This is a genomic window from Stenotrophomonas sp. YJH_SMC_36, assembly GCF_059369935.1.
Window position 1 is genome coordinate 86439 of the sequence record NZ_JCAFTD010000009.1, and the last position, 23246, is coordinate 109684.

General features: G+C 67.6%; 18 protein-coding genes and 1 riboswitch. Of the genes, 11 read left to right on the plus strand and 7 right to left on the minus strand.

Features of this window, described 5'->3' with window-relative positions; translation table 11 throughout:
• Positions 1–31: 31 nt before the first annotated feature.
• Positions 32–226, minus strand: a complete 195-nt coding sequence (gene hemP / locus AC5P76_RS17040; RefSeq protein WP_005412278.1) for a hemin uptake protein HemP — start codon at positions 224–226, stop codon at positions 32–34.
• A 194-nt stretch (positions 227–420) separates the two neighbouring features.
• Positions 421–1392: a potassium channel beta subunit family protein gene (locus tag AC5P76_RS17045; RefSeq protein WP_053516475.1), complete on the minus strand. Its 972-nt coding sequence runs from the start codon at positions 1390–1392 to the stop codon at positions 421–423.
• A 192-nt stretch (positions 1393–1584) separates the two neighbouring features.
• Here AC5P76_RS17045 and AC5P76_RS17050 point away from each other — a divergent pair, with 192 nt between their 5' ends.
• The 6 genes from AC5P76_RS17050 (at position 1585) to AC5P76_RS17075 (ending at position 9028) form a co-directional block, all read left to right on the plus strand.
• The gene (locus tag AC5P76_RS17050) at positions 1585–2883 is read left to right on the plus strand and encodes a NupC/NupG family nucleoside CNT transporter (protein WP_053516424.1); all 1299 of its coding nucleotides are present in this window, start codon (positions 1585–1587) and stop codon (positions 2881–2883) included.
• A gap of 25 nt (positions 2884–2908) precedes the next feature.
• The gene (locus AC5P76_RS17055; protein WP_065175800.1) at positions 2909–3874 is read left to right on the plus strand and encodes a ribokinase; all 966 of its coding nucleotides are present in this window, start codon (positions 2909–2911) and stop codon (positions 3872–3874) included.
• A 240-nt stretch (positions 3875–4114) separates the two neighbouring features.
• Positions 4115–5110, plus strand: coding sequence for a tRNA dihydrouridine synthase DusB (gene dusB, locus AC5P76_RS17060; protein ID WP_253119383.1), 996 nt, complete (start codon positions 4115–4117; stop codon positions 5108–5110).
• A 51-nt stretch (positions 5111–5161) separates the two neighbouring features.
• Entirely contained in the window at positions 5162–5989 is an 828-nt protein-coding gene (locus tag AC5P76_RS17065; protein ID WP_053516428.1) for a methyltransferase domain-containing protein, read from the plus strand.
• 163 nt (positions 5990–6152) lie between these two features.
• On the plus strand, positions 6153–8012 hold the full coding sequence (locus AC5P76_RS17070) for a DUF7657 domain-containing protein (protein ID WP_495222793.1): 1860 nt from the start codon (positions 6153–6155) through the stop codon (positions 8010–8012).
• Between the two features lie 11 nt (positions 8013–8023).
• Positions 8024–9028 carry a glycosyltransferase gene (locus tag AC5P76_RS17075; protein WP_253119389.1) on the plus strand — a complete coding sequence of 335 codons (1005 nt, stop codon included), beginning with the start codon at positions 8024–8026 and terminating at the stop codon, positions 9026–9028.
• Positions 9029–9055: 27 nt separating this feature from the next.
• On the opposite strand, the gene AC5P76_RS17080 is transcribed toward AC5P76_RS17075, so the two are convergent.
• The 3 genes from AC5P76_RS17080 to olsF all read right to left on the minus strand — a co-directional run bounded on the left by AC5P76_RS17080 (position 9056) and on the right by olsF (position 12706).
• The gene (locus tag AC5P76_RS17080; protein ID WP_164151660.1) at positions 9056–10132 is read right to left on the minus strand and encodes a metal-dependent hydrolase; all 1077 of its coding nucleotides are present in this window, start codon (positions 10130–10132) and stop codon (positions 9056–9058) included.
• Between the two features lie 64 nt (positions 10133–10196).
• Entirely contained in the window at positions 10197–11000 is an 804-nt protein-coding gene (locus tag AC5P76_RS17085; protein ID WP_053516431.1) for a UDP-2,3-diacylglucosamine diphosphatase, read from the minus strand.
• The gene (olsF, locus tag AC5P76_RS17090) at positions 10997–12706 is read right to left on the minus strand and encodes a bifunctional ornithine lipid synthase OlsF (RefSeq protein ID WP_253119391.1); all 1710 of its coding nucleotides are present in this window, start codon (positions 12704–12706) and stop codon (positions 10997–10999) included. Before olsF ends, AC5P76_RS17085 begins: the two co-directional genes overlap by 4 nt.
• Before the next feature lie 335 nt (positions 12707–13041).
• Here olsF and metK point away from each other — a divergent pair, with 335 nt between their 5' ends.
• Entirely contained in the window at positions 13042–14253 is a 1212-nt protein-coding gene (gene metK / locus AC5P76_RS17095; protein WP_053516433.1) for a methionine adenosyltransferase, read from the plus strand.
• A 140-nt stretch (positions 14254–14393) separates the two neighbouring features.
• Positions 14394–14900: an acyl-CoA thioesterase gene (locus AC5P76_RS17100; protein ID WP_053516435.1), complete on the plus strand. Its 507-nt coding sequence runs from the start codon at positions 14394–14396 to the stop codon at positions 14898–14900.
• A gap of 67 nt (positions 14901–14967) precedes the next feature.
• Here the strand turns inward: AC5P76_RS17100 and ppc are convergent, their stop codons facing one another.
• Complete coding sequence (ppc, locus tag AC5P76_RS17105; RefSeq protein WP_495222797.1) at positions 14968–17679, minus strand: phosphoenolpyruvate carboxylase; 2712 nt, start codon at positions 17677–17679, stop codon at positions 14968–14970.
• Positions 17680–17848: 169 nt separating this feature from the next.
• Positions 17849–20365, minus strand: a complete 2517-nt coding sequence (locus tag AC5P76_RS17110; protein ID WP_253119394.1) for a S9 family peptidase — start codon at positions 20363–20365, stop codon at positions 17849–17851.
• Between the two features lie 118 nt (positions 20366–20483).
• Positions 20484–20567, plus strand: a riboswitch (S-adenosyl-L-homocysteine riboswitch).
• 36 nt (positions 20568–20603) lie between these two features.
• On the opposite strand from AC5P76_RS17110, the gene ahcY reads away from it, so the two are divergent.
• The 3 genes from ahcY (at position 20604) to AC5P76_RS17125 (ending at position 23232) form a co-directional block, all read left to right on the plus strand.
• Positions 20604–22049, plus strand: coding sequence for an adenosylhomocysteinase (ahcY, locus tag AC5P76_RS17115; protein ID WP_065182797.1), 1446 nt, complete (start codon positions 20604–20606; stop codon positions 22047–22049).
• Positions 22050–22273: 224 nt separating this feature from the next.
• Positions 22274–22747, plus strand: coding sequence for a Cys-tRNA(Pro) deacylase (gene ybaK / locus AC5P76_RS17120; protein ID WP_180875710.1), 474 nt, complete (start codon positions 22274–22276; stop codon positions 22745–22747).
• Entirely contained in the window at positions 22747–23232 is a 486-nt protein-coding gene (locus AC5P76_RS17125) for a hypothetical protein (protein ID WP_253119397.1), read from the plus strand. The genes ybaK and AC5P76_RS17125 overlap by 1 nt, the downstream gene beginning before the upstream one ends.
• The last annotated feature ends 14 nt before the right edge of the window (positions 23233–23246 follow it).

The window sequence follows — 23246 nt, forward strand, 5'->3', positions numbered from 1 at the left end:
AGGAGGGAGGGAGGCGGGCGACCAGGCCGCGTTACTTGGTCAGGATCAGCTTGTCGTTGCTGGTGTGCCGCAGGCGATAGAAGCGATCGCCGTGCTGGATCAGGATTTCACGACGGCCCTTGAGCAGGGCTTCGCTGTCGATGACCTCTTCCGGCGGAACGACGCGGACCGGACGATCGCGGAGGGTCAGTGTTTCAGGGCGCAGCAGTACAGGTTGAGCGTTCATGAGCATCTGGACTCGTGCGAGGGACGAGTTAAATGATAATGATTCTCAGTTGACAATCAACAACCATTCTCAATTTGATTGATGAGATTAATGATCGAAATCCGAAATTCGATAGATTTTGTGAATCAAATGGCGTGCAGCGGTGACCCTGGGGTCGAGCACAGCTCAACTCCCCGGCGGGAAAATGCTGCGGGTCAGACGAAGGCGGCTTCGATCCGGGCCCAGCCGGCGGCGTCGATCTGCTCCAGCACTTCCAGGGCCTGCAGGTTCTGCAGCAGCTGCTCGACCCGGCTGGCGCCCAGGATCACGCTGGACACCTGTGGATTGCGCAGGCACCAGGCGATGGCCACGCTGGCCGGGGCGTGGCCAAGCTCGCGTGCCACCGCGCTGAAATGACGGACCTGGGCCAGGCGCGCCTGTGCATCGGCGCCCAGAACCAGATCCTGCAGCCACTCCATGCCCTCGCGGCCCAGCCGGGCGTCGGCCGGAATGCCACGGTCGTACTTGCCACTGAGCAGGCCGGACGCCAACGGCGAGAAGATGGTGGTGCCCAGGCCGGCCCCCGCGTACAGCGGGGCGTACTCGGTTTCCACCCGCTCGCGGTGCAGCAGGTTGTACTGCGGCTGCTCCATCGATGGCCCCTGCAGGTTGTGTCGCGCGGCAATGTCCAGCGCCTGCTGGATCTGTGCCGCCGACCACTCGGACGTGCCCCAGTAGAGCACCTTGCCCTGCCGTATCAGGGTATCCATCGCGTGCACGGTCTCGGCGATCGGCGCGTCGGGATCCGGGCGGTGGCAGTAATAAAGGTCCAGATAGTCCACCCGCAGGCGCTTGAGCGCGGCATGGCAGGCATCGGTGACGTGCTTGCGCGACAGGCCGCGCTGGGTCGGTCGCGGATCCTTGGCACTGCCGAAGAACACCTTGCTGGACACGCAGAACCCATCGCGCGGCAGGCGCAGGTCGGCGATCACATCGCCCATCACCTGCTCGGCGCGGCCATTGGCATACCCCTCGGCATTGTCGAAGAAGTTGATGCCATGGTCCCAGGCCGCGGCAACCAGGTTGCGGGCCTCGTCGCGCGGAATCTGGTCACCGAAGGTCACCCAGGCGCCGAAGGACAGGGCGGATATCGGCAGGCCGGTGGAGCCCAGGCGGCGGTAGTGCATGCGAATCTCCTGCTGCGGGCCCGCATCCGGGCCGGAATCGAGCCCCATTCTACCCGTCGTGCCGACCGCAACCCCTTGCCGTTGCTGGCCCGATCGGTGCCGATGGCCGCGCGCACGCTGCTTTTCCTTGCCCCGGCCCCTGCCCTGCACTAGGCTTCCCGTTTTTCGCGACGCCCCAGGGGAGTCACTCACATGGTCGAAGGTTTGGGCAGGATCGGCTTCGGCCTGTTCGGGTTGGCGGTGCTGATCGGCATCACCTGGTTGTTTTCCAACAACAAGCGCGCGGTGGACTGGAAGCTCGTCGCCACCGGCATCACCCTGCAGATCGCCTTTGCGGCGCTGGTGATCCTGGTCCCCGGCGGCCGCGACGTGTTCGATGCGCTCGGCCACGGCTTCGTGAAGGTCCTGAGCTTCGTCAACGAGGGCTCGAAGTTCATCTTCGGCTCGCTGATGGACGTCCAGAACTACGGCTTCATCTTCGCCTTCCAGGTGCTGCCGACCATCATCTTCTTCTCCGCGCTGATGGGCGTGATGTACCACCTGAACGTCATGCAGGCGATCGTCCGGGTGATGGCGTGGGCGATCACCAAGGTGATGCGCGTGTCCGGTGCCGAAACCACCAGCGTCTGCGCCAGCGTCTTCATTGGCCAGACCGAGGCGCCGCTGACCGTGCGCCCGTACATCGCCAAGATGACCCAGTCCGAGCTGCTGACCATGATGATCGGTGGCATGGCCCACATCGCTGGCGGCGTGCTGGCGGCCTACGTGGGCATGCTCGGCGGGGGCGACCCGACCCAGCAGGCGTTCTACGCCAAGCATCTGCTGGCGGCCAGCATCATGGCCGCACCGGCCACGCTGGTGGTGGCCAAGCTGCTGATCCCGGAAACCGGCACCCCGCTGACCCGCGGCACGGTGAAGATGGAAGTGGAGAAGACCTCCAGCAACATCATCGACGCGGCGGCGGCCGGCGCCGGTGACGGTCTGAAGCTGGCGCTGAACATCGGCGCGATGCTGCTGGCCTTCATCGCCCTGATCGCCCTGCTGAACGCCCCGCTGACCTGGCTCGGCGAAGTGACCGGCCTGGCCGCACAGATCGGCAAGCCGACCAACCTGTCGACCATCTTCGGCTACCTGCTGGCACCGATCGCCTGGGTGATCGGCACTCCGTGGGCCGACGCCACCACCGTGGGGTCGCTGATCGGACAGAAGGTCGTGATCAACGAGTTCGTCGCCTATACCGAGCTGTCGCAGATCGTGAACGGCCAGGTCGCCGGCGTGACCCTGTCCAACGAAGGTCGCCTGATCGCCACCTATGCGCTGTGCGGCTTCGCCAACTTCAGCTCGATCGCAATCCAGATCGGCGGCATCGGTGGCCTGGCCCCGGAACGTCGCCACGACCTGGCCAAGTTCGGCCTGCGCGCGGTACTGGGCGGTACCATCGCCACCTTCATGACGGCGACCATCGCCGGCGTGCTGACGCATTTCAGTTGAACCCTAGTTCGAGAAAAGATTCCCTATGAGCAGCAGTGTCGTTGTCGTCGGTTCCTTCAATGTCGATCACGTGTGGCGGTGCGAGTCGCTGCCGGCACCGGGCGCGACCATTGCCGGCCGCTACAGCACCGGCCCCGGTGGCAAGGGCTTCAACCAGGCCGTGGCCGCATGCCGCGCGGGCGCCGACACCCACTTCGTGTGCGCCCTGGGTGATGACGCCGGCGGTGCCACCGCCCGCGACCTCGCCGGCCAGGACGGTTTCGCGCTGATCGCCGAAGCCAGCAACGAACCGACCGGCACCGCCGGCATCTATGTCGATGCACGGGGTCGTAACACCATCGTGATCGGCCCGGGCGCCAATGCCGCCCTGAGCACCGATTTCCTGCAGCAGCAACAGGCGCTGCTGACCGGTGCCCGGGTGGTGCTGGTGCAGCTGGAGTCGCCGGTGCAGACCATCGAGGCGGCACTGGCTGCCGCCCGCGAGGCCGGTGTCACCACCGTGCTCAACACCGCACCGGCCGACGCCCCCTCGACCATCGGCCTGCTCAAGCTGGCCGATGTGATCACCCCGAACGAGACCGAGTTCGCTGCCCTGCTGGGCCGCCATGTCGGCGAGCGCGTGGATGCCAACGACGTGGCCGCGCTGGATGGTGCCAGCCTGCATGCGCTGTGCCGCAAGCTGGTCGGCAACGGTACCGTGGTGGTGACCCTGGGCTCGGTGGGCGTGTTCGTTTCGCATGCCGATGAGAACCTGCGCGGCGACACCCAGCCGTACTACCGCGTGGGTGCCGAGCAGGTGCAGGCGATCGATACCACCGGTGCCGGCGACGCCTTCAACGGCGCGCTGGCCGCCTCCCTTGCCCAGCTGCCGGAGGCGCCGTTCGCACGCCATGTGCGCTTCGCCAACCAGTTCGCGGGCCGCTCGACCGAGAAGGAAGGCGCCGCAGCGGCGATGCCACGGCTGACCCCGGCCGACGTGGAAATCCGGTAGGTCCACGCCGCAGCTGCATGAACCGGCCCGGGCGCGCAGGTGCCCGGGCCTTTTTCTGCCTGCGCCCATGCAGGGCACGCAGCCCTGCCCCAGCCGCCCACCATGACCCGCCACTGGGGGCGGCGGAAGCAACCGTCAAGCATCTGCTGATGCCCGTACGGCATGAGGTCGGTCCGGATCGGCCTGAACCGGCGCCTCGCCGACCCGGCCATGTGACCGCCTGCGGCCTACAATGGGCGTATGCAGATCGGCCCCTACATCATTGCTCCCAACGTCGTGCTGGCGCCCATGGCCGGCGTCACCGACAAGCCGTTCCGCCTGCTGTGCAAACGGCTGGGCGCGGGCCTGGCCGCCTCCGAGATGACCATCAGCGACCCGCGCTTCTGGAACACGCGCAAGTCGATCCACCGCATGGACCATGAGGGTGAACCGGCACCGATCAGCGTGCAGATCGCCGGCACCGAGCCGCAGCAGCTGGCCGAGGCGGCGCGTTACAACGTCGACCATGGTGCGCAGATCATCGACATCAACATGGGCTGCCCGGCCAAGAAGGTCTGCAATGCCTGGGCCGGTTCGGCGCTGATGCGTGACGAATCGCTGGTGGCGCGCATCCTTGCTGCCGTGGTCAACGCGGTCGATGTGCCGGTCACGCTGAAGATCCGCACCGGCTGGGACTGCGACCACCGCAATGGGCCGCTGATCGCGCGCATCGCCGAGGACAGCGGCATCGCCGCCCTGGCTGTGCACGGCCGCACCCGCGACCAGCACTACACCGGCCAGGCCGAGTACGCCACGATCGGCGAGATCAAGGCAGCGCTGCGCATTCCGGTGATCGCCAATGGAGACATCGATTCGCCGCGCAAGGCCGCCTTCGTCCTGCAGCAGACCGGCGTGGACGCAGTGATGATCGGTCGCGCGGCGCAGGGCCGGCCGTGGATCTTCCGCGAGGTGGCGCACTACCTGGCCACCGGCGAGGAACTGGCCCCGCCGTCACTGGCCGAAGTGCGCGATATCCTGCTTGGCCACCTGCACGCCCTGCATGCCTTCTATGGCGAGCCGCAGGGCGTGCGCATCGCGCGCAAGCACCTGGGCTGGTACGCCAAGGACCGGCCCGAGAATGCGGCGTTCCGCGCCGTGGTCAACCGCGCCGAAGATCCGCAGAGCCAGATCACGCTGACCACCGAGTACTTCGACCGACTGATCGCCGGGCAACCGGCGCTGCCGTCGGCTGCCTGACCCCGCACGCCCCGCAGTCGACCCTGCACGACGCACCACGAGCCCGCGACCATGACACCGCCGATTTCCTCCCCCACCTACCTGCACGGGTTCTCCGGCACCGAACAGCAGCGCCTGATGACCCAGGCCCGCCTGCTGGAATCGAGCATCTTCGGCCAGATCGACTACGGCAGCGCACGACGCCTGCTGGAAGTCGGCAGCGGCGTCGGCGCGCAGACCGAGATCCTGCTGCGCCGCTTCCCGGACCTGCACGTGACCGGCGTGGACCTGAGCGAAACGCAGCTGGCGACCGCCCGCGAGAACCTCGCGCGCACGCCGTGGTGCAGCGATCGCTACACCCTGCAGCAGGCCGATGCAGGCGAGCTGCCGTTCGAGGCACGCAGCTTCGATTCGGCATTCCTGTGCTGGGTGCTGGAGCATGTACCTTCGCCGGCCCGCGTGCTCAGCGAAGTGCGCCGCGTACTCGCACCGGGATCGCCGGTCTACATCACCGAAGTGATGAACGCATCGTTCCTGCTCGATCCGTATTCGCCGCACATCTGGCGTTACTGGATGGCGTTCAATGATTTCCAGTACGACCACGGCGGCGATCCCTTCGTCGGCGCCAAGCTCGGCAACCTGCTGCTGGCCGGTGGTTTCCGCGATGTGCATACCGAGATCAAGACGATCCACCTGGACAACCGCGAGCCGGCGCGGCGCAAGACGATGATCGCGTTCTGGGAGCAGCTGCTGCTGTCGGCCGCCGAGCAGCTGCTGCAGGCCGGCACCGTGGACGAGGATACGGTGGAGGGCATGCGTCGCGAGTTCCGGTTGGTGCAGAACGATCCCAATGCCGTGTTCTTCTTCTCGTTCGTGCAGGGCCGCGCGACGGTGTATTGACCGGCGCCTGCACCGCTGCGCTGCGGCAGTGCCACGCGCCGCATGGCTGGCAACCCGCTAGAATCGTCGCGGGCTGGCGTCGAGGACGGGCGCGCGCTGGACCCGGCCCCTTCCGCGTGCGCGGCAACGGGACCACCGAGCTCCGCGCCTGAAGGGATTCCTGATGACAGCACGCGCAACGACTCCGGGTAGCACGCTGCCCCTCGCCGCGCGGGAAGGCGGCCTGCTGGATGGCCTCGACTCCCGCCAGGCCCGTCTATGCCTGGGCATCGTGGCGGTGCTGTGCCTGCTGTATGTCGCATTTGCACTGACGCCCTCGTCCTATGCGATGGCCAGCCAGTACCTGGGGCTGGCGCCGATCGAGCCCCTGCTCGGCAAGGCGCGGGGCATCCGCATGGACGAGTGGATGGTCTACACCCCTTACGTGCAGATCGCGGTGGCCAACGACTTCGGCGCGACCAACGCGTTTTCGCCATACCACGAGACGCTGCGCTCGTTCCAGGCGCTTCCGCTGCTGGACTGGGGCCTGCTGTTCAAGCCGTACCACTGGGCCTTCTTCATCCTGCCACCGGCCAACGCCTACTCGTTCTTCTTCATGTTCATGGCGATGGCGTTCCTTTGCGGCTGGGCACTGTTCCTGCGCCAGCTGCGGGTTCCGCCGCTGGCGGCCATGCTGGTCGCGCTGACCCTGTACTTCTCGCCCTACGTGCAGGTGTGGTGGACGACCAACTGGGGCGCGTTCGCGCTGGCACCGTGGGTAGCCGTGGCCTGGCTGCGGATCGACAACCGCTGGCTGCGCACCCTCGCCAGCGCCTACGCACTGGTGGTCTGGCTGCTGGCCGTGGCCTACCCGCCCTTCATCATTTCAGCGCTGCTGGCCATGGGCGTGCTGGTGCTGGCCTTCCGCCGCGATGCGTTGACAGTGGCACGCCTGCTCGACGCGGCGGTCGCCGGCGGCCTGGCGTTGCTGGCGTTCCTGGGCTATTTCCACGAAGCGATCGAGATCGTCCGCAACACCGTCTATCCCGGCCAGCGCGAGAGCGCCGGCGGCGGGGTCAGCCCGGTCGCGCTGCTCACCCACGGGTTCCCCAACCTGATGACGCGCGGGTTCTATCCGCTGCCTGCGTTCGAGCCGTCCAACGCCTGCGAGATCGCAGTGTTCAGCAGCCTGCTGCCGCTGTTCACCGCCATCCTCGCCGACTGGACGCAGGTGCTGCGCTGGGCGCGCGGCCACCGGCTGTCGCTGGCGGTGCTGGCCGCCGGCATCGCGCTGGTCGCCTGCTGGATCTTCCTGCCGGTGCCGCTGCGGATCGGCCAGCTGACCGGACTGTCGATGGTGCCGCCCACCCGTGCGTTGCTGGCATTGGGCCTGCTGCTGAACATCGGCTGCGCGATCGTGCTGGTGCGCGGCGGGGTGCGCCTGGGCCGCGACCGCCTGCTGCTGCTCGCGGCCCTGCTGCTGGCGGGATGCCTGCTCAAGTTCGCCTTCGGCCAGGGCAGTTTCAGCCGGCTGCATGCCACGGCCGATGCATGGCCACTGCTGTGCGTGGGCGTGCTGGCCTTCGCCGCGCGCCGCCCGCGGTTCGCCGCGCATCCGGTGGCGCTGGTGCTGGCGGTGGCCGCGCTCGGCAACGTGCTGACCAACGGGCTGTTCAATCCGGTGCAGTCGGCCCGGCCGATCTTCGACATGGACCGCAGCGCCGTGCTGGCGTCGATGCAGGCGCGCGGTGCACGGCAGGCTGCGGACGGAGCGCTGGTGGTCGAAGGGCGCTACGGTGCGCTGCTGTCCGGCGTCGGTATCCCGGCAGTCAACCACACGCTGTATTTCCCGCAGCTGGCGTACTTCCGCGCGCGCTTCCCGGACATGCCCGAAGACCGCTTCAACACCACGTTCAACCGCTATCACCATGTGATGGTCAGCGACGTCGCCGAACCCCGTTCGATGTACGCCGACCTGGTGGAAGTGCCCGCAGCCGCGATGCTGGCCGCGCCCGCGCAGCCGCCGGCGACGCCGCAGCCCTGAGGACGATGCAGATGAACGCCTACGCGCGCCCGGCCACGCCACCGAAGATCGCCGTCATCATTCCCTGCTACCGGGTGACCCGCCACGTGCTCGGCGTGCTCGCAGCGATCGACGATGCGGTCACCGCGATCTACTGCGTTGATGATGCCTGCCCGGATGGCAGCGGCCGGATGGTCCAGGACAGCACGCGCGATCCCCGGGTCAGGGTGCTGTTCCATGCGCAGAACCGCGGCGTCGGTGGTGCGATCAAGACCGGCTACCGCGCGGCCATCGCCGAGGGCATGGACATCCTGGTGAAGGTCGATGGCGACGGCCAGATGGATCCCACACTGCTGATGGACTTCGTCGCTCCCATCGTCGAGGGCAACGCCGACTACACCAAGGGCAACCGCTTCTGGAACCTCAGCCACATCCGTCGCATGCCGCTGCTGCGGCGGATCGGCAACCTCGCGCTGTCGTTCATGAGCAAGGCGTCTTCCGGCTACTGGCAGGTGTTCGACCCGACCAACGGCTACACCGCCATCCACGCCCGCGTTGCCAGCCACCTGCCCCTGGATGCGATCAGCGACCGCTACTTCTTCGAGACCGACATGCTGTTCCGCCTCAACACCGTGCGTGCCGTGGTGCAGGACGTGGCGATGGACGCGCGCTATGCCGACGAGACCAGCAACCTGCGCATCAGCCGGGTACTGGGCGAGTTCGCCTTCAAGCACGTGCGCAACACGCTCAAGCGTGTCGGCTACAACTATTTCCTGCGCGACCTGACCATCGCCTCGCTGGAGCTGATCGCCGGGCTGGGACTGCTTGCCTTCGGTGGCGTGTTCGGCGCGTACCACTGGATCGCATCGGCATCGGCGGAGGTTGCGACGCCGGTCGGTACGCTCGTGATCGTCATGGTTTCGCTGATTTCAGGTCTGCAGTTCCTGCTGGCATTCGTCGGCTTCGACATCGCCAATGCGCCGCGCCAGGTCCTGCATCGCTCGATCCAGCTCAACCGCACAGCACCGCCGGCCTGACGCCGGCACAGCATCTCCGCCTGCCGATCAATCGCCCGCGTGCACCGGGGCACCACCGCCGGTGGCGCCCGTCGCTGCCGGCGCATGCCAGATCCGCTGCCACATCGCGGCCAGCCTGACGCCGACATCGGCGCGCGCCGCTGGGCTGCTGTAATCCGTGCGCCGCTGCTCGGGCACGATCGCCTGCCAGCGCCCATCGACCTGCCGTGCCACCGCGAAGTTGAAGGTGTAATCCGGCTCCAGGCCCATGCGCAGATCACTCAGCACCAGCATTCCGTCCACTATCTGCGCACGCATGAAGCCACGGTTGAACCACTGCAGGCGTTGAACCGCCGGAATCGACTGCGCTTCACGCAGGGCCTGCACATTGGACGGGTGGCCTTCGAACTGCATCGGGCCGCGGTCGGCCACCAGCGAGCGATCGCCGACCACGTAACCGTTCGGGGTCATCGCCACCACCCGCCACAGCAGGGTGTTGAACGGCATCGGCACCGAGAATCGTGGTGCATCGCCCAGCCCCATGGCCGCAAGGCTCTGCTGGGCGGCACGGTCGACCTGAGCCTTGGCCAGCAGGCCCCATCCCAGGTAGCCGGTACTGAGCACCAGGGCGAGCCCGAGCACCTTGCCGGCCCACGGCCGCGCGCGCCCGAACCACGCCACCACGCAGCCCAGCAGCAGCCATACCGTGTACGCCGGATCGATGATGAAAACACTTGAGCCCATGGTCGGGTGTGGCCGCAGTGGCCACCACAGCTGGGTGCCGTAGACGGTGAGCGCATCCAGCAGCGGATGGGTGACCAGCGCCAGCTGGATGGCCCAGAACCAGCGCAGCGGCGACTGCGCCACCCGCCCCCGTCCGTAGCGCTTGAACAGCCACCAGATCAACGCCGCCACCCAGGGCAACACCAGCAGCGAATGGCTGAAGCTGCGGTGGTCGACCATCACCGCTACGGGATCCTCGGCAGTGAAGCCCAGCCACAAGGCATCCAGATCCGGCAAGGTGCCCAGTGCGGCACCGGCCAGCAGGGCCGCGCGGCGATGTCCGGGCGGGGCGATGGCAGCGGCTACGGCGCCGCCGAGAACGATCTGGGTCAAGGAATCCATGGCCCGATGCTAACGGCTTTGCCGGGCGACAGCAGAGCCCGGACGGTGGCCGGTGCCGCTGGGCTCAGGCAGCTGCCGCGCGCCGGGCTGCGCCGGGCAGCTCCACCAGCGTCCGCCCATGGTGATCGAGCAGGCGCAGCGCGCCGTCATGATCTTCGGCCAGCGCGGTCAGGCTCTCCACCCAGTCGCCGTCGTTGGCGTAGACCAGGCCGTCGCGCTCGACCAGCGCCGCACGGTGGATGTGCCCGCAGATGATGCCGTCCAGGCCGCGCCGGCGCACGTCGTCCAGCCCGGCCTGCACGAAGCGCTCGATGTAGCGCTCGGCCGCACCACTGCGCTTCTTGAGGAATTCCGACAGCGACCAGTAGCGCATGCCCAGCCGGCGGCGTACCGCGTTGAGCGCCTGGTTGCCGGTCAGGATGCGGTAGTACAGCCAGTCGCCGAACTTTTCCTGCAGGCCGCCGAAATGGGTGACACCGTCGTAGTCGTCGCCATGGGCGACCAGCAACCGTCGCCCATCGGCGGTCACATGGATCGCACGACGACGCACCTGCATCGCCGGCAGCATCAACCCGCAGACATGGCGCAGCGAGGCATCGTGATTGCCGGGGATGTAGATGATCTCGGTACCGTTGCGACGCAGTGCATGCAGCGCCTGGATGACGTCGCTGTGCGACTGCCGCCAGTTGGCGCGATGATGCGCCATCCACCACAGGTCGATGATGTCACCGACCAGGTACAACCGTTCACAGCGCAGCTGGGTGAGAAACACGGCCAGTTCGGCCGCGTGGCAGTGACGCGACCCCAGATGCACGTCGGAGACGAACACGGCGCGACGGTGTGGCGACAACGTCGCCAGCGCGCTCATGCCTGCGCTCCGGCATCGCGCAGGTAGCGCTTGCGCTTGTGCGGTCGGATCGCGCACAGGTCCACCTCGATCAGACCGTCGATCGAGTCGCTGAACGCCGGGTCGACACCGAACGCAAGGAAGCGCGCGCCACCGGGCTCGCACAGGTCGGTGTACTGGCGGTACAGGGTCGGCACGCCGGTCCCGAGTGCGGCCAGGTTGGCCTTCAGGACATCGAAGGCTGCGCCCGCATCCAGTTCGCCGAAACTGGGCGGTGCCGCGAAGTACTGGAAGGGCCGGTTCGACTCGGCCAGGCCGGCGATGCCGCCGTAGTAGCGCTGGTAGTAGGCCACCAGTTGCTCGCGCGCATCGCGCGGCAGCGCCGCACTGATCGATACCGCACCGAACAGGTAGCGGATGCCGGGCCGGCACTGCAGGTAGGCGCCGATTCCCTGCCACAGGTAGTCCAGGCTGCGGCTGCCCCAGTAATCGGGCACCACGAAGCTGCGGCCCAGCTCCAGCCCCTCGGCGATATGGGTGATGGCATCGTCGGAATAGCGGAACAGCGACGCGCTGTAGAGCCCTGCCAGTCCGCGCCGGGCCAGGGCGTGCGCGCCCCGCATGATGCGGTACGCGCCCGCGATGCGCTGCGCGGCAGCGTCCCAGATCACGATGTGCTCGTACTGCGGATCGAAGGCGTCCAGGTCGCGGCTGTGGCCGGTACCCTCGCCCACCTGGCGGAACGTCAGCTCGCGCAGGCGTCCCAGTTCCAGCAGCAGCGGCGAGTCGGCGCTGCAGCTGGCCAGCAGGATCTGCTTGCCGTCGGCGGTCTGTCCGAGCCGGACAGCGCCAGCGATGGCGGCCGCCACCTGCGACGGCGGCACCGGTGCGGCCAGTGGTTCGGGGCCTGCACCGGCAGTCTCGCCGGGGCGCAGGTCGCGGCCCAGCGCATACACCGCGCGCCGTACCGCCAGCAGCTGTTCGCCCGGGTCGCCCTGTCCCAGCTGCATCGGTTCACCGACGCGCAACCGCAGCGGCCGACCACGCCGCGCGAACATCTCGCGCGCCAGCAGCGCGGTGCCGGCTGGCTTGAACAGGGTCGAGGCGCCGTAGAACAGGGCCGAATTGCGTGCCTCCACCCTCACCGGCAACACCGGGGCGCCGGCGGCCCGGGCGAACCTGACGAACCCGCGCTGCCAGCGACCATCACGGATGCCGCGCAACGACAGCCGGGATACCTCGCCGGCCGGAAACACGATCACGCACTGCTCGGCGGCCAGCGCCTGCTCCACCGCCTGCAGGCTGCCGCGCTGGACCTTGCCGCCGAGGATGCGGACCGGCAGCAGCAGGTCCTGCAGGGGGCCGATGGCGCCCAGCAGATCGTTGGCCACGATCCGCACATCGCGGCGGATGCGGCCGACCGCGTCCAGCAGCGCCAGCGCGTCGAGTGCACCGGAAGGATGATTGGCCACGATCAGCAGACGGCCCGTGGCCGGAATGCGAGCCAGGGCTGCCGGATCCACCTGGTACTGGCCGTCCAGGAACTCCAGTCCGGCGGCCACGAAGCCGAATCCGCGCACGTCAGCGTTGCGCCGCAGGAAGTCCTCCACCCGGTCCAGCCGCGACCAGCGACCGACACTGCGCAGCAGTGGCCGCGCGAGCTGGCCGCGGCGGCCGTGGAACCACTCCGGAAAGCGTTGCTGCAGACGCTGTTCGAGTTCCTGCATGGCGTGCTCACTGATACCCGGCGGCCGGATTGGCCGACAGCCTGCGCCTGGCACGCGGCAGGCAGATGGCGGTTTCGGGGCAGAACGATGACGGCCGGTCCCGCTCCGGCAACGCCGGAACCGCCCCTTCCCCCCGCAACACGGCCTTGCGGCAATGGTCACGCCAGTGGAACACTGCCTGCGCACCGTGTCCTGCAGACGCCCGCCAGGCCTTGTGCCAGAGGGCACGTCACCTTAACCACCGGCAACCCGTACGGGTTCACAATGCACAGGCGGCGCACCCCGTGTATGATGCGCGCCCATCTTTCCATCCGAATCAAGGGATATTAAGCCTGATGTCCAGCTACCTGTTCACCTCCGAATCGGTCTCCGAAGGCCATCCGGACAAGATTGCCGACCAGATCTCCGACGCGGTGCTGGACGCGATTCTGACCCAGGACCAGCGCGCCCGCGTGGCCTGCGAGACCATGGTCAAGACCGGTGTGGCCATTGTTGCCGGTGAGATCACCACCAGCGCCTGGATCGACCTCGAAGCGTTGACCCGCAAGGTCATCCTGGACATCGGCTATGACAGCTCCGACGTCGGCTTCGACGGCGCCACCTGCGGCGTGCTGAACCTGATCGGCAAGCAGTCGCCGCACATCGCCCAGGGCGTGGACCGCAAGAAGCCGGAAGAAATGGGCGCGGGCGACCAGGGCCTGATGTTCGGCTACGCCACCAACGAGACCGACAGCTACATGCCGGCCGCGATCCACCTGTCGCACCGTCTGGTCGAGCAGCAGGCCAAGATCCGCAAGAAGAAGAACTCGCCGCTGTCGTGGCTGCGCCCGGACGCCAAGAGCCAGGTCACCCTGCGCTACGAGAACGGCGAAGTGGCCGCCATCGACGCGGTGGTGCTGTCCACCCAGCACGCCCCGGGCATCAAGCAGAAGGACCTGATCGAGGCCGTCCGCGAAGAGATCATCAAGCCGGTGCTGCCGGCCAAGTGGCTGCACAAGGGCACCAAGTTCCACATCAACCCGACCGGCAAGTTCGAGATCGGCGGCCCGGTGGGCGACTGCGGCCTGACCGGCCGCAAGATCATCGTCGACACCTACGGCGGCTGGGCCCGTCACGGTGGCGGCGCGTTCTCCGGCAAGGATCCGTCCAAGGTTGACCGCTCGGCCGCCTACGCTGCCCGCTACGTCGCCAAGAACGTGGTCGCCGCCGGCCTGGCCGACCGCTGCGAAGTGCAGGTCTCCTACGCCATCGGCGTGGCCGAGCCGACCTCGATCTCGGTCACCACCTTCGGCACGGGCAAAATCAGCGACGACAAGATCGAGAAGCTGATCCGCAAGCACTTCGACCTGCGCCCGTACGGCATCATCAAGATGCTGGACCTGATCCACCCGATGTACCAGCAGACTGCGGCCTACGGCCACTTCGGCCGCAAGCCGAAGGAGTTCAGCTACCTCAACGGTGCCGGCGAGACGGTCAACGCCACGGCCTTCTCCTGGGAGAAGACCGATCGTGCCGCCGCCCTGCGCGCCGATGCGAAGCTGAAGTAAGAAACACGAAGGGCCGCGCAAGCGGCCCTTCTGCTTTCTGTAGAGCCGAGCCCATGCTCGGCTTTCTTTTGCCTGCGCCGAGAGCGGCCGAGCACGGGCTCGGCTCTACACGAGCTGCGCCACGCCGATACAATCGGTGCATGTCGACCGAACTCAAAACCCACCAGCTGTCCATGACCGTGCTGATGTCGCCGGAGATGGCCAACTTCTCCGGCAAGGTCCACGGCGGCGCCATCCTGCGCCTGCTCGACCAGGTCGCCTACGCCTGTGCCAGCCGCTACGCCGGCAGCTACGTGGTCACCCTGTCGGTGGACCAGGTGATGTTCCGGCAGCCGATCGCGGTGGGCGAACTGGTGACGTTCCTGGCCTCGGTGAACTACACCGGCACCTCGTCGATGGAGATCGGCATCAAGGTGGTGGCCGAGGACATCCTCAAGCGCAGCGTGCGCCACGCCAACAGTTGTTTCTTCACCATGGTGGCGGTGGACGAAGAGGGGCGGCCAACGCCTGTCCCCCCGCTGCAGCCCGCCAGTTCGGACGAAAAGCGCCGGCAGGCCGCCGCGCTGATCCGGCGCCAGCTGCGGCAGGAAATGGAGCAACGGCACCTGGAACTGCTGGCGTCCAATCCGCCTTCGCCTGAAGAGTGAGAGCGTGCGGGGCAAGCTCCGCACCCACCGAGGCGGGTAGCGCCGGGCCATGCCCGGCGGATGCGGATCACCCGGTGTTCTGCACGCCCTGCGAAACACCATTCACGCAGGCCACCAGCGCGCGCAGCAGTTCTTCGTCCTCCCGCCCGCTTGCGCGCCAGCGCTGCAGCAGGTCCACCTGCAGCACGCTGATCGGATCGACGTAGGGATTGCGCAGGCGGATCGACAGCGCCAGTCGCGCATCGTGCTCCAGCAAGGTCTGCTGGTCCATCAGTGCCAGCAGCCAGCGGCGGGTCAGCGCCAGTTCGTGCTGGATCTGCGGGAAAAAGCGCCCGTGCAGGTCACCGGAGAGACGCGAGAACTGTTCGGCGATGGTGATATCGCCCTTGGACAGCACCATTGCGATGTCGTCCAGGAAGGTGCGGAAGAACGGCCAGTCGCGCGCCATGTCGCGCAGGACAGGTTCATGGCCGGCATCCACCGCCGCCTGCAGGCCGCTGCCCACGCCATACCAGCCGGGAATCACCGCGCGGGCCTGGCTCCAGGCGAATACCCACGGGATCGCACGCAGGTTGCCCAGTGCCGCATCCTGGCCGAGACGACGCGACGGCCGTGAACCCAGCGTCATCCGCTCGATCACATCGATCGGCGTCGCCGTACGGAAGTAATCCATGAAACCGGCCTGGCCGACGAAGGCGCGATAGACTTCGCTGCTGGCGGCGGCGACCACGTCCATCACCGGTCGCCAGCCCTCCTCGCGAGGTTCCGCGGCACGCGGACGCAGACTGGCCCGCAGCACCGCACCGGTGGCCTGCTCCAGCGATCGCAGCGCCAGCGCGCGGATGCCGTACTTGCGGTGGATCACCTCGCCCTGCTCGGTCACGCGCAGGCGACCATCGATGCTGCCACGTGGCGACGCGTCCACCGCGTGCGTGGTCTTGCCACCGCCCCGGCTGATCGAACCACCACGGCCGTGGAAGAAGGTCAGGCGGATGCCGGCCTCGGCCGCCACGTCCAGCAGTTCCACCTGCGCACGCTGCAGGCCCCAGCGCGAGGCGGCGATGCCGCCGTCCTTGCTGCTGTCGGAGTAACCCAGCATCACCATCTGCACATCACCGCGTGCCCGCAGATGAGCGCGATAGACCGGATCGGCCAGCAGGTCACGCAGCGTCGCAGTACCGCGCTTGAGATCGTCCACCGTCTCGAACAGCGGTGCGATGTCCAACGGCACCGCGCCGTCCTCGTCAGCCAATCCGCCACGGCGCGCCAGCGCAAGCACGGCCAGCACATCGCTGCGATCATGTGCCATCGAGATGATGTAGCTGCCCAGCGCCTCGCTGCCATGCCGCGCGCGCGCGTCGGCCAGCGCCGCGAACACCGCATCCAGTCGCTGGTTGCCCTCGTCATCGCCCACCGGCAGCGGCTGCTCGCCGCTGGCGTGTGGCCCCAACAGGCCGGCGCGGGCCAATGGATCCAATCCGTCCCACGCCGCTTCGCCGCCCAGCACCGCCGCCAGCGCGCGCGCATGCACGCTCGATTCCTGCCGCACGTCCAGCCGCGCCAGATGGAAGCCGAACGTCTTCACCCGCCACAACAGTCGCTGCACGGCGAATCCGCCGGCATGCTCGCCACGGTTGGCACGCAGGCTGTCGAGGATCAGCTGCAGATCGTCGATCAGCTCGTCCGGACCTGCATAGGCCCCCTCTGCATCGTCCAGGGTGGCCTGCAGGCGCGCACGCATGCGGTCGTTGAGCAGCCGGTACGGCATGTCGGCGTGCCGCGGGCGCGACTGCACCTTCGGCAACAGCTGCTGGTAGTGCGACATGCGCGCCTGCAGCGCATCGCTCACGCCCACCCGCTCGGTGGACTGGCTGAGCAGGCTGGCCAGCTGCAGCAGTTCCTTCTGGTAGCGCCCCAGCACGGCCTGTCGCTGGGCATCGAGCGTGCTGCGGATGGTGCGGGCGTCCACGTTCGGGTTGCCGTCCATGTCGCCGCCCACCCATGTGCCGAAACGCAGCAGGCGCGGCAGCGCCAGTTCTTCGCCATAGGTATCACGCAGCGCCTGCTGCAGGGATTCGTACAGCACGGGTATCACCCGGTACAGCACCTGCACCAGATAGAAGCCGACATGCTCGCGCTCGTCATCGACCGTCGGCCGCACCGGCGAGGAGTCGGTGGTCTGCCAGGAAGCGGTCAGCGCCATGCGGAAGCGTGCAGCATCCGCTGCCGCCTCGCCCGGCGTGCGCTGGCCGTCGAGGTTGTCGACCAGGCTGGCCACCATCAGCTGCTCTTTCTCCAGCAGTGCGCGGCGCACGGCTTCGGTCGGATGCGCAGTGAACACCGGTTCGATATCGATGCGCGGCAGCCACTGCGCCAACTCATCCAGCGTCACGCCCTGCGCCTTCAGGTGCTGCAGCGCATCCTGCAGGCCATCCGGCTGCGGCGCGGCAGTACCGGCACGCTGGTAGTCGCGGCGGCGGCGGATGCGGTGCACGCGCTCGGCGATGTTGACCACCTGGAAGTAGGTGCTGAACGCCCGCACCATCGTCTCGGCCTGCTGCGGCGTGCGACCGGCCAGACCATCGGCCAGCTCCGACAGCGGCGCCTGGTTTTCGCGGCGGGCGATGGCCCGCGTGCGCACATCCTCGACATCGTCGAGGAAGGTTGCCGAAACCTGCTCGACCAGCAGGTCGCCGACCAGCGCGCCGAGCCGGCGCACGTCATCGCGGAGCGGAAGATCGGGAGAAGCAAACTCGATGCTGCTGCGGTACTCGTTCATCGGCGACGCACGGGCCTCGGTCAACGGATCCTGGATCCAAGCCTATCCCAGATCGGGGGCTGTGCTGCGATGCAGAAATGGTTTCATCTGCATGCAACGCCAGCGCTGCCGATGTGGGAGGCAACCGGGCCGGGGCGGCCCCGTCGCAGGGGCCGCCGGCATGCACGTGTCAGCGCTTCTTCTTCGTCTTGCCCGAGGCTGCCGGGCCGATGGTCTGCTCCAGCCAGCGCTCGCTCTCGGCCAGCATGGTCATGATCGATTCGCGTGCACGATAGGCGTGCGATTCGTTCGGCAGCATCACCAGGCGCGCCGTCCCTCCGAGTCCCTTCACCGCAGCGAACATGCGCTCGCTCTGCATCGGGAAGGTGCCGGAATTGTTGTCATCCACGCCGTGAATGAACAGGATCGGATCCTTGATCCGGTCCGCATAGTTGAACGGCGCCATCTTCTGATACACGTCCTGCGCCTGCCAGTAGTTGCGCTCTTCGGCCTGGAAGCCGAACGGCGTCAGCGTACGGTTGTAGGCGCCACTGCGGGCGATGCCGGCCTTGAACAGGCGCGTATGCGCAAGCAGGTTCGCGGTCATGAACGCACCGTAGGAATGGCCGCCGATGGCGATATGGTCGCGGTCGGTCACGCCACGGCGCACCACTTCGTCCACCGCAGCCTGGGCATTGGCCACCAGCTGTTCGATATAGGTGTCGTTGGGTTCCTTGTCGCCCTCGCCGATGATCGGCATCGAAGGACTTGCCAGCACCACATAGCCCTTGGCCAGGAAGGCCTGCGGCCCCCAGTAGCTGATCGCGTTGAAACGGTACGGCGAATCGGTGACCTGGCTGGCGGCCGCGGCGCTCTTGAACTCGCCCGGGTAGGCCCACATCAGCAGCGGGCGCGGGCCGTCGCGGGTGGGATCGTAGCCCGGCGGCAGCAGCAGCGTGGCCGTGAGGTCCACGCCGTCGGCACGCTTGTAGCGGATCTGCTCCTTCTGCACGCCCTTGAGCTGCGGCAGCGGATGCGGGAAGTGGGTCAGCGCGCGCGGTGCCGCGCCGGCATCGGTGAGCGACTGCACATGGAAGTTGGTCGGCTCGTCCGGGCTTTCACGGCTCAGCAGCAGCGAGCTGCCCTGGTTGTCCAGCAATGCCACCGGCACCGAATAGTTCGGCGCCTGCGAGTGGAACAGGCGGGTGGCCTTTCCGCTGGCGATGTCGAAGCGGTCCACGAACGGACGGTCACCTTCCGGCGAAGCACCGGCACCAACCAGATACAGGCTGCCACCATCGGGGCTGGTCTGCAGCAGCGAGCGGCCGCGATCGTCGCTGGACAGCTGGGGCCGGCCCGGATCGGAATAGCGGTCCTGCGCATCACGATCCCACAGCAGGCGCGGCTCGGTACCGGCGTTGTCCGGGGCAATCAACCAGGTCTTGGTCCTGCGGGTCTTCCACCACGACTCGGTGAGCAGGGCCAGGTCGCCACGGCCCCAGCTGATGCCGGCCAGACGGCTGCCGAGCTGGGCCAGCGTCACCGGCGGCCTGTCGAACGGGGCGGCCTGCATCAGCACGGCGTCGCGCACCTTGGCGTCGCGGTTCGGATCACCACCGTCCTGGGCCTCGGCCCAGACCAGCGTGGCATCGGCATCGCCGCGCCAGATGATGTCGCGTACGCCGGTCACTTCGGCGTCGTTGCCGGTCGGCAGGCCTTCCACCAGCGGGCGCACGGCCACGGTGTGCACCAGTTGGCCGCTGGCACGGTCGATCACTTCAATGCGGCGCGGGAAGCTGCTGACCGGCACCACATAGGAGTAAGGCCGCTGCACCGGCTGGCGCAGCACGAAGCGGCCATCCGGCGATACCGAGAAGCCCATGAAGATGCCCGCCGCGCCGATCGCGCGGGTGCGGCCATCCAGGCTGACTTCCATCGGCTGGGTGGTGGCGTAGTAGTCGAACTGGCGCGCGTCGGCCTCGTTCTTCAGCAGGTCCTGATAGGTACGGATCGACACCACGCCGCCGCCCTGGCTGGTCTGCTGCACGGCGGGGCCGGTGGGAATGCCGTCGGCGGCCGGGGCGGCGCCGAGGTTGGCCGGGCGGGTGAACACCACCAGACCACGGCTGTCCGGCAGCCACTGGTAGCCGCTGCCGATCACCGTGTTCAGGCCGGCGACCAGGCGACGGGCGCTGCCGGCGGCCACATCCACCAGCCACAGTTCATTGGCGCCACTGGCGGCGTCGACCTGATTGAAGGCCAGCCACTTCTGGTCCGGCGACCATGCCAGGCTGGCAATCGACAGCGTGCCCGGCAGGCCGCTGATCTGCCGCTCCCTGCCGTCGGCCACGCTCATCAGCCACAGCTTCTCGCCGAAGCTGAAACGGCTGTCGGAGAACGTGCGCGGGTTGATGCGCAGGCCTGCCAGCTTCAGTTCCGGCTGGGCCACCACCTGGATCGACGGCAGCGACGGCATCTGCATCAGCGCGGCCACATCGCGGCGCGGCGACAGGTACAGCGAGGGCGCACGCGGGGCGTCGACCACCGCCTGCAGCTCGGCCGAGGGCAGCTCGTAGCCGTTTGCCCCCTGGGCCTGGGCCGCCGCAGGCTGCGGCGCTGCCGCCCAGGCCAGCGGGGCCACCGCCAACAGGGCCATGGACAGGACCAGGCCGGTCAAGCGCCGGTTGCGGCGTACATGCATGCTCATCGTTCCACCTGAGGGTGCGTTAAAACCCGACCTTAACAGTCCGTGCACAGGCGCCCATCTGCCGATGGTTGGGTCACGCCGATGAAACACCGGGCGCGCGATATAATGGCCGTTCTCCCCTCCCGAGGGGCGCTGCGACCGGACCCCCATGAGGCCGGCCAGGCTCGGTGAGGTGGCTCTGTAACAACGGCGCCCGGCTAGATGCGAGCACCCGCTCGCCCACAACCGGAGCTACTGCATGAACGCTGTTGCCAAGACCTTCTCCACCGAAGGCGATTACAAGATCCGCGACATCACCCTGGCCGACTGGGGCCGCAAGGAACTGGACATCGCCGAGCATGAAATGCCGGGCCTGATGTCGATCCGCCGCAAGTACCAGGCCGAGCTGCCGCTGAAGGGCGTGCGTGTGACCGGCTCGCTGCACATGACCATCCAGACCGCGGTGCTGATCGAAACGCTGAAGGACATCGGCGCCGACGTGCGCTGGGCCTCGTGCAACATCTTCTCGACCCAGGACCATGCGGCTGCGGCCATCGCCGCCACCGGCACCCCGGTGTTCGCCTGGAAGGGCGAGACCCTGGAAGAGTACTGGGACTGCACCCTGGACGCGCTGACCTTCACTCTGGCCGACGGCACCCTGACCGGTCCGGAGCTGGTGGTCGATGACGGTGGCGACGTCACCCTGCTGATCCACAAGGGCTACGAGCTGGAAAACGGCAGTGACTGGGTCAACACCGCCTCCTCCTCGCACGAGGAACAGGTCATCAAGAACCTGCTCAAGCGCGTGGCCAAGGAGCGCCCGGGTTACTGGGGCCGCGTGGTCAAGGACTGGAAGGGCGTCTCCGAAGAGACCACCACCGGCGTGCACCGCCTGTACCAGCTGGCCCAGGCCGGCACCCTGCTGATTCCGGCGATCAACGTCAACGATTCGGTCACCAAGAGCAAGTTCGACAACCTGTACGGCTGCCGCGAGTCGCTGGCCGATGGCCTGAAGCGTGCCATGGACGTGATGCTGGCCGGCAAGCTGGCCGTGGTCTGCGGTTACGGTGACGTCGGCAAGGGCTGCGCCGCCTCGCTGCGTGCCTACGGCGCACGCGTGGTCGTGACCGAAATCGATCCGATCTGCGCCCTGCAGGCAGCGATGGAAGGCTATGAAGTCAACACCATCGAATCGACCCTGGGCCGCGCCGACCTGTACGTCACCACCACCGGCAACAAGGACATCATCCGCATCGAGCACCTGAGCGCGATGAAGGACCAGGCCATCGTCTGCAACATCGGCCACTTCGACAACGAGATCCAGGTCGATGCGCTGGTGTCCTACCCGGGCATCAAGCACGTCAACATCAAGCCGCAGGTCGACAAGTACGTCTTCCCGAACGGCAATGCGATCTTCCTGCTGGCCGAGGGCCGCCTGGTGAACCTGGGCTGTGCCACCGGCCACCCGAGCTTCGTGATGTCCAACAGCTTCGCCAACCAGACCCTGGCACAGATCGACCTGTGGGCGAACAAGGACAGCTACGAGAAGAAAGTCTACCTGCTGCCGAAGAAGCTGGACGAGGAAGTGGCACGCCTGCACCTGGAGAAGATCGGCGTGAAGCTGACCACCCTGACCCAGGAACAGGCCGACTACATCGGCGTGCCGGTGGAAGGCCCGTTCAAGCCGGACCACTACCGCTACTGATGCCGCGCCCGGGGTAACGGAAGCAGAAAGAACGGGCGCCTTCGGGCGCCCGTTCTGCATTCGGCACGCCGGTAGCGCCGGGCCATGCCCGGCGGGTACAGGGCGCCTGCTCATCGACACGCAGGCAATACGATCTCCACGCCACCGGGCATGGTCCGGCGCTACCAGATCATGGCAACAGCCTCGGTCAAGGCAGCCGCGTCGCCCCACGCTACGATGCGCCCATGACTCCGGCCATCACCCTGCTCAAGCGCGAGAAGATCGCCCACACCGTACGCAGCTACGTGCACGATGCCCACGCCGAATCGTATGGTGGCGAGGCCGTCGACAAGCTGGGCCTCAACCCGGCACAGGTATTCAAGACCCTGCTGGCCAGCACCGAAACCCACGAGCTGCTGGTGGCGATCGTGCCGGTGGCCGGCCAGTTGGACCTGAAGGCGTTGGCGGAAGCAGCCGGCTGCCGGAAGTGTGAGATGGCCGCTGCCGACGCCGCCCAGCGCGCCACCGGCTACGTGGTCGGTGGCATCAGCCCGCTCGGGCAGAAGAAGCGCCTGCGCACGTTCCTGGATGCCAGTGCGCAGGTGTTGCCCAGCCTGCATGTCAGCGCCGGGCGTCGTGGACTGGAAGTGGAACTGGCGCCGGCCGACCTGCTGCGCCTTACGGCCGGCCATTACGCCGCCATCGGCAAGGCCCGCTGATGCGCTGGCCGTGGTCCGCAGCGCCGATACCCCGGCTCGACGATGCACAGGCCGACGTGCTGCTGCAGGATCTGCTGTCGCGCGACGCCAGCCGCATCACCGACGCCGCGCGTACGGTTGCACGGTTGTTCACCCCCTCCTCGCTGGAAGCTCTGGCATCGCACGCCGACCTGATCGAGCGACACTGCCAGCCCATCGAACTCGGCGGCATGCTGGTCAGCAACCAGGCGCACCTGAAGGCGGCGCTGCGACGATTGCGCCACTGGCAGGCGCGCGAGGGTTGCCTGTGCGCGCTCAACCCCACCTACCCGTTCTTCGATCCCCGGCGCCTGCTCGAACAGGGCCACATGCAGCTGCTCTCGTTGCAGGAGGCCGAAGATGGTTGGGGCGATTGCCACACGGTCGCCTGTGCACACTGCGGCCAGCACTGGCAGGCAATCGACCGCGAATACCATTACCCGTGGTGGGAATGGCTTTCCGGCTGAGCGCGGCCGGACGC

Bases quoted from the DNA above. Each gene is read 5' to 3' on its own strand.
- hemP (WP_005412278.1), bottom strand. From the start codon at position 226: ATGAACGCTCAACCTGTACTGCTGCGCCCTGAAACACTGACCCTCCGC.
- AC5P76_RS17045 (WP_053516475.1), bottom strand. From the start codon at position 1,392: ATGCACTACCGCCGCCTGGGCTCCACCGGCCTGCCGATATCCGCCCTG.
- AC5P76_RS17050 (WP_053516424.1), top strand. From the start codon at position 1,585: ATGGTCGAAGGTTTGGGCAGGATCGGCTTCGGCCTGTTCGGGTTGGCG.
- AC5P76_RS17055 (WP_065175800.1), top strand. From the start codon at position 2,909: ATGAGCAGCAGTGTCGTTGTCGTCGGTTCCTTCAATGTCGATCACGTG.
- dusB (WP_253119383.1), top strand. From the start codon at position 4,115: ATGCAGATCGGCCCCTACATCATTGCTCCCAACGTCGTGCTGGCGCCC.
- AC5P76_RS17065 (WP_053516428.1), top strand. From the start codon at position 5,162: ATGACACCGCCGATTTCCTCCCCCACCTACCTGCACGGGTTCTCCGGC.
- AC5P76_RS17070 (WP_495222793.1), top strand. From the start codon at position 6,153: ATGACAGCACGCGCAACGACTCCGGGTAGCACGCTGCCCCTCGCCGCG.
- AC5P76_RS17075 (WP_253119389.1), top strand. From the start codon at position 8,024: ATGAACGCCTACGCGCGCCCGGCCACGCCACCGAAGATCGCCGTCATC.
- AC5P76_RS17080 (WP_164151660.1), bottom strand. From the start codon at position 10,132: ATGGATTCCTTGACCCAGATCGTTCTCGGCGGCGCCGTAGCCGCTGCC.
- AC5P76_RS17085 (WP_053516431.1), bottom strand. From the start codon at position 11,000: ATGAGCGCGCTGGCGACGTTGTCGCCACACCGTCGCGCCGTGTTCGTC.
- olsF (WP_253119391.1), bottom strand. From the start codon at position 12,706: ATGCAGGAACTCGAACAGCGTCTGCAGCAACGCTTTCCGGAGTGGTTC.
- metK (WP_053516433.1), top strand. From the start codon at position 13,042: ATGTCCAGCTACCTGTTCACCTCCGAATCGGTCTCCGAAGGCCATCCG.
- AC5P76_RS17100 (WP_053516435.1), top strand. From the start codon at position 14,394: ATGTCGACCGAACTCAAAACCCACCAGCTGTCCATGACCGTGCTGATG.
- ppc (WP_495222797.1), bottom strand. From the start codon at position 17,679: ATGAACGAGTACCGCAGCAGCATCGAGTTTGCTTCTCCCGATCTTCCG.
- AC5P76_RS17110 (WP_253119394.1), bottom strand. From the start codon at position 20,365: ATGAGCATGCATGTACGCCGCAACCGGCGCTTGACCGGCCTGGTCCTG.
- ahcY (WP_065182797.1), top strand. From the start codon at position 20,604: ATGAACGCTGTTGCCAAGACCTTCTCCACCGAAGGCGATTACAAGATC.
- ybaK (WP_180875710.1), top strand. From the start codon at position 22,274: ATGACTCCGGCCATCACCCTGCTCAAGCGCGAGAAGATCGCCCACACC.
- AC5P76_RS17125 (WP_253119397.1), top strand. From the start codon at position 22,747: ATGCGCTGGCCGTGGTCCGCAGCGCCGATACCCCGGCTCGACGATGCA.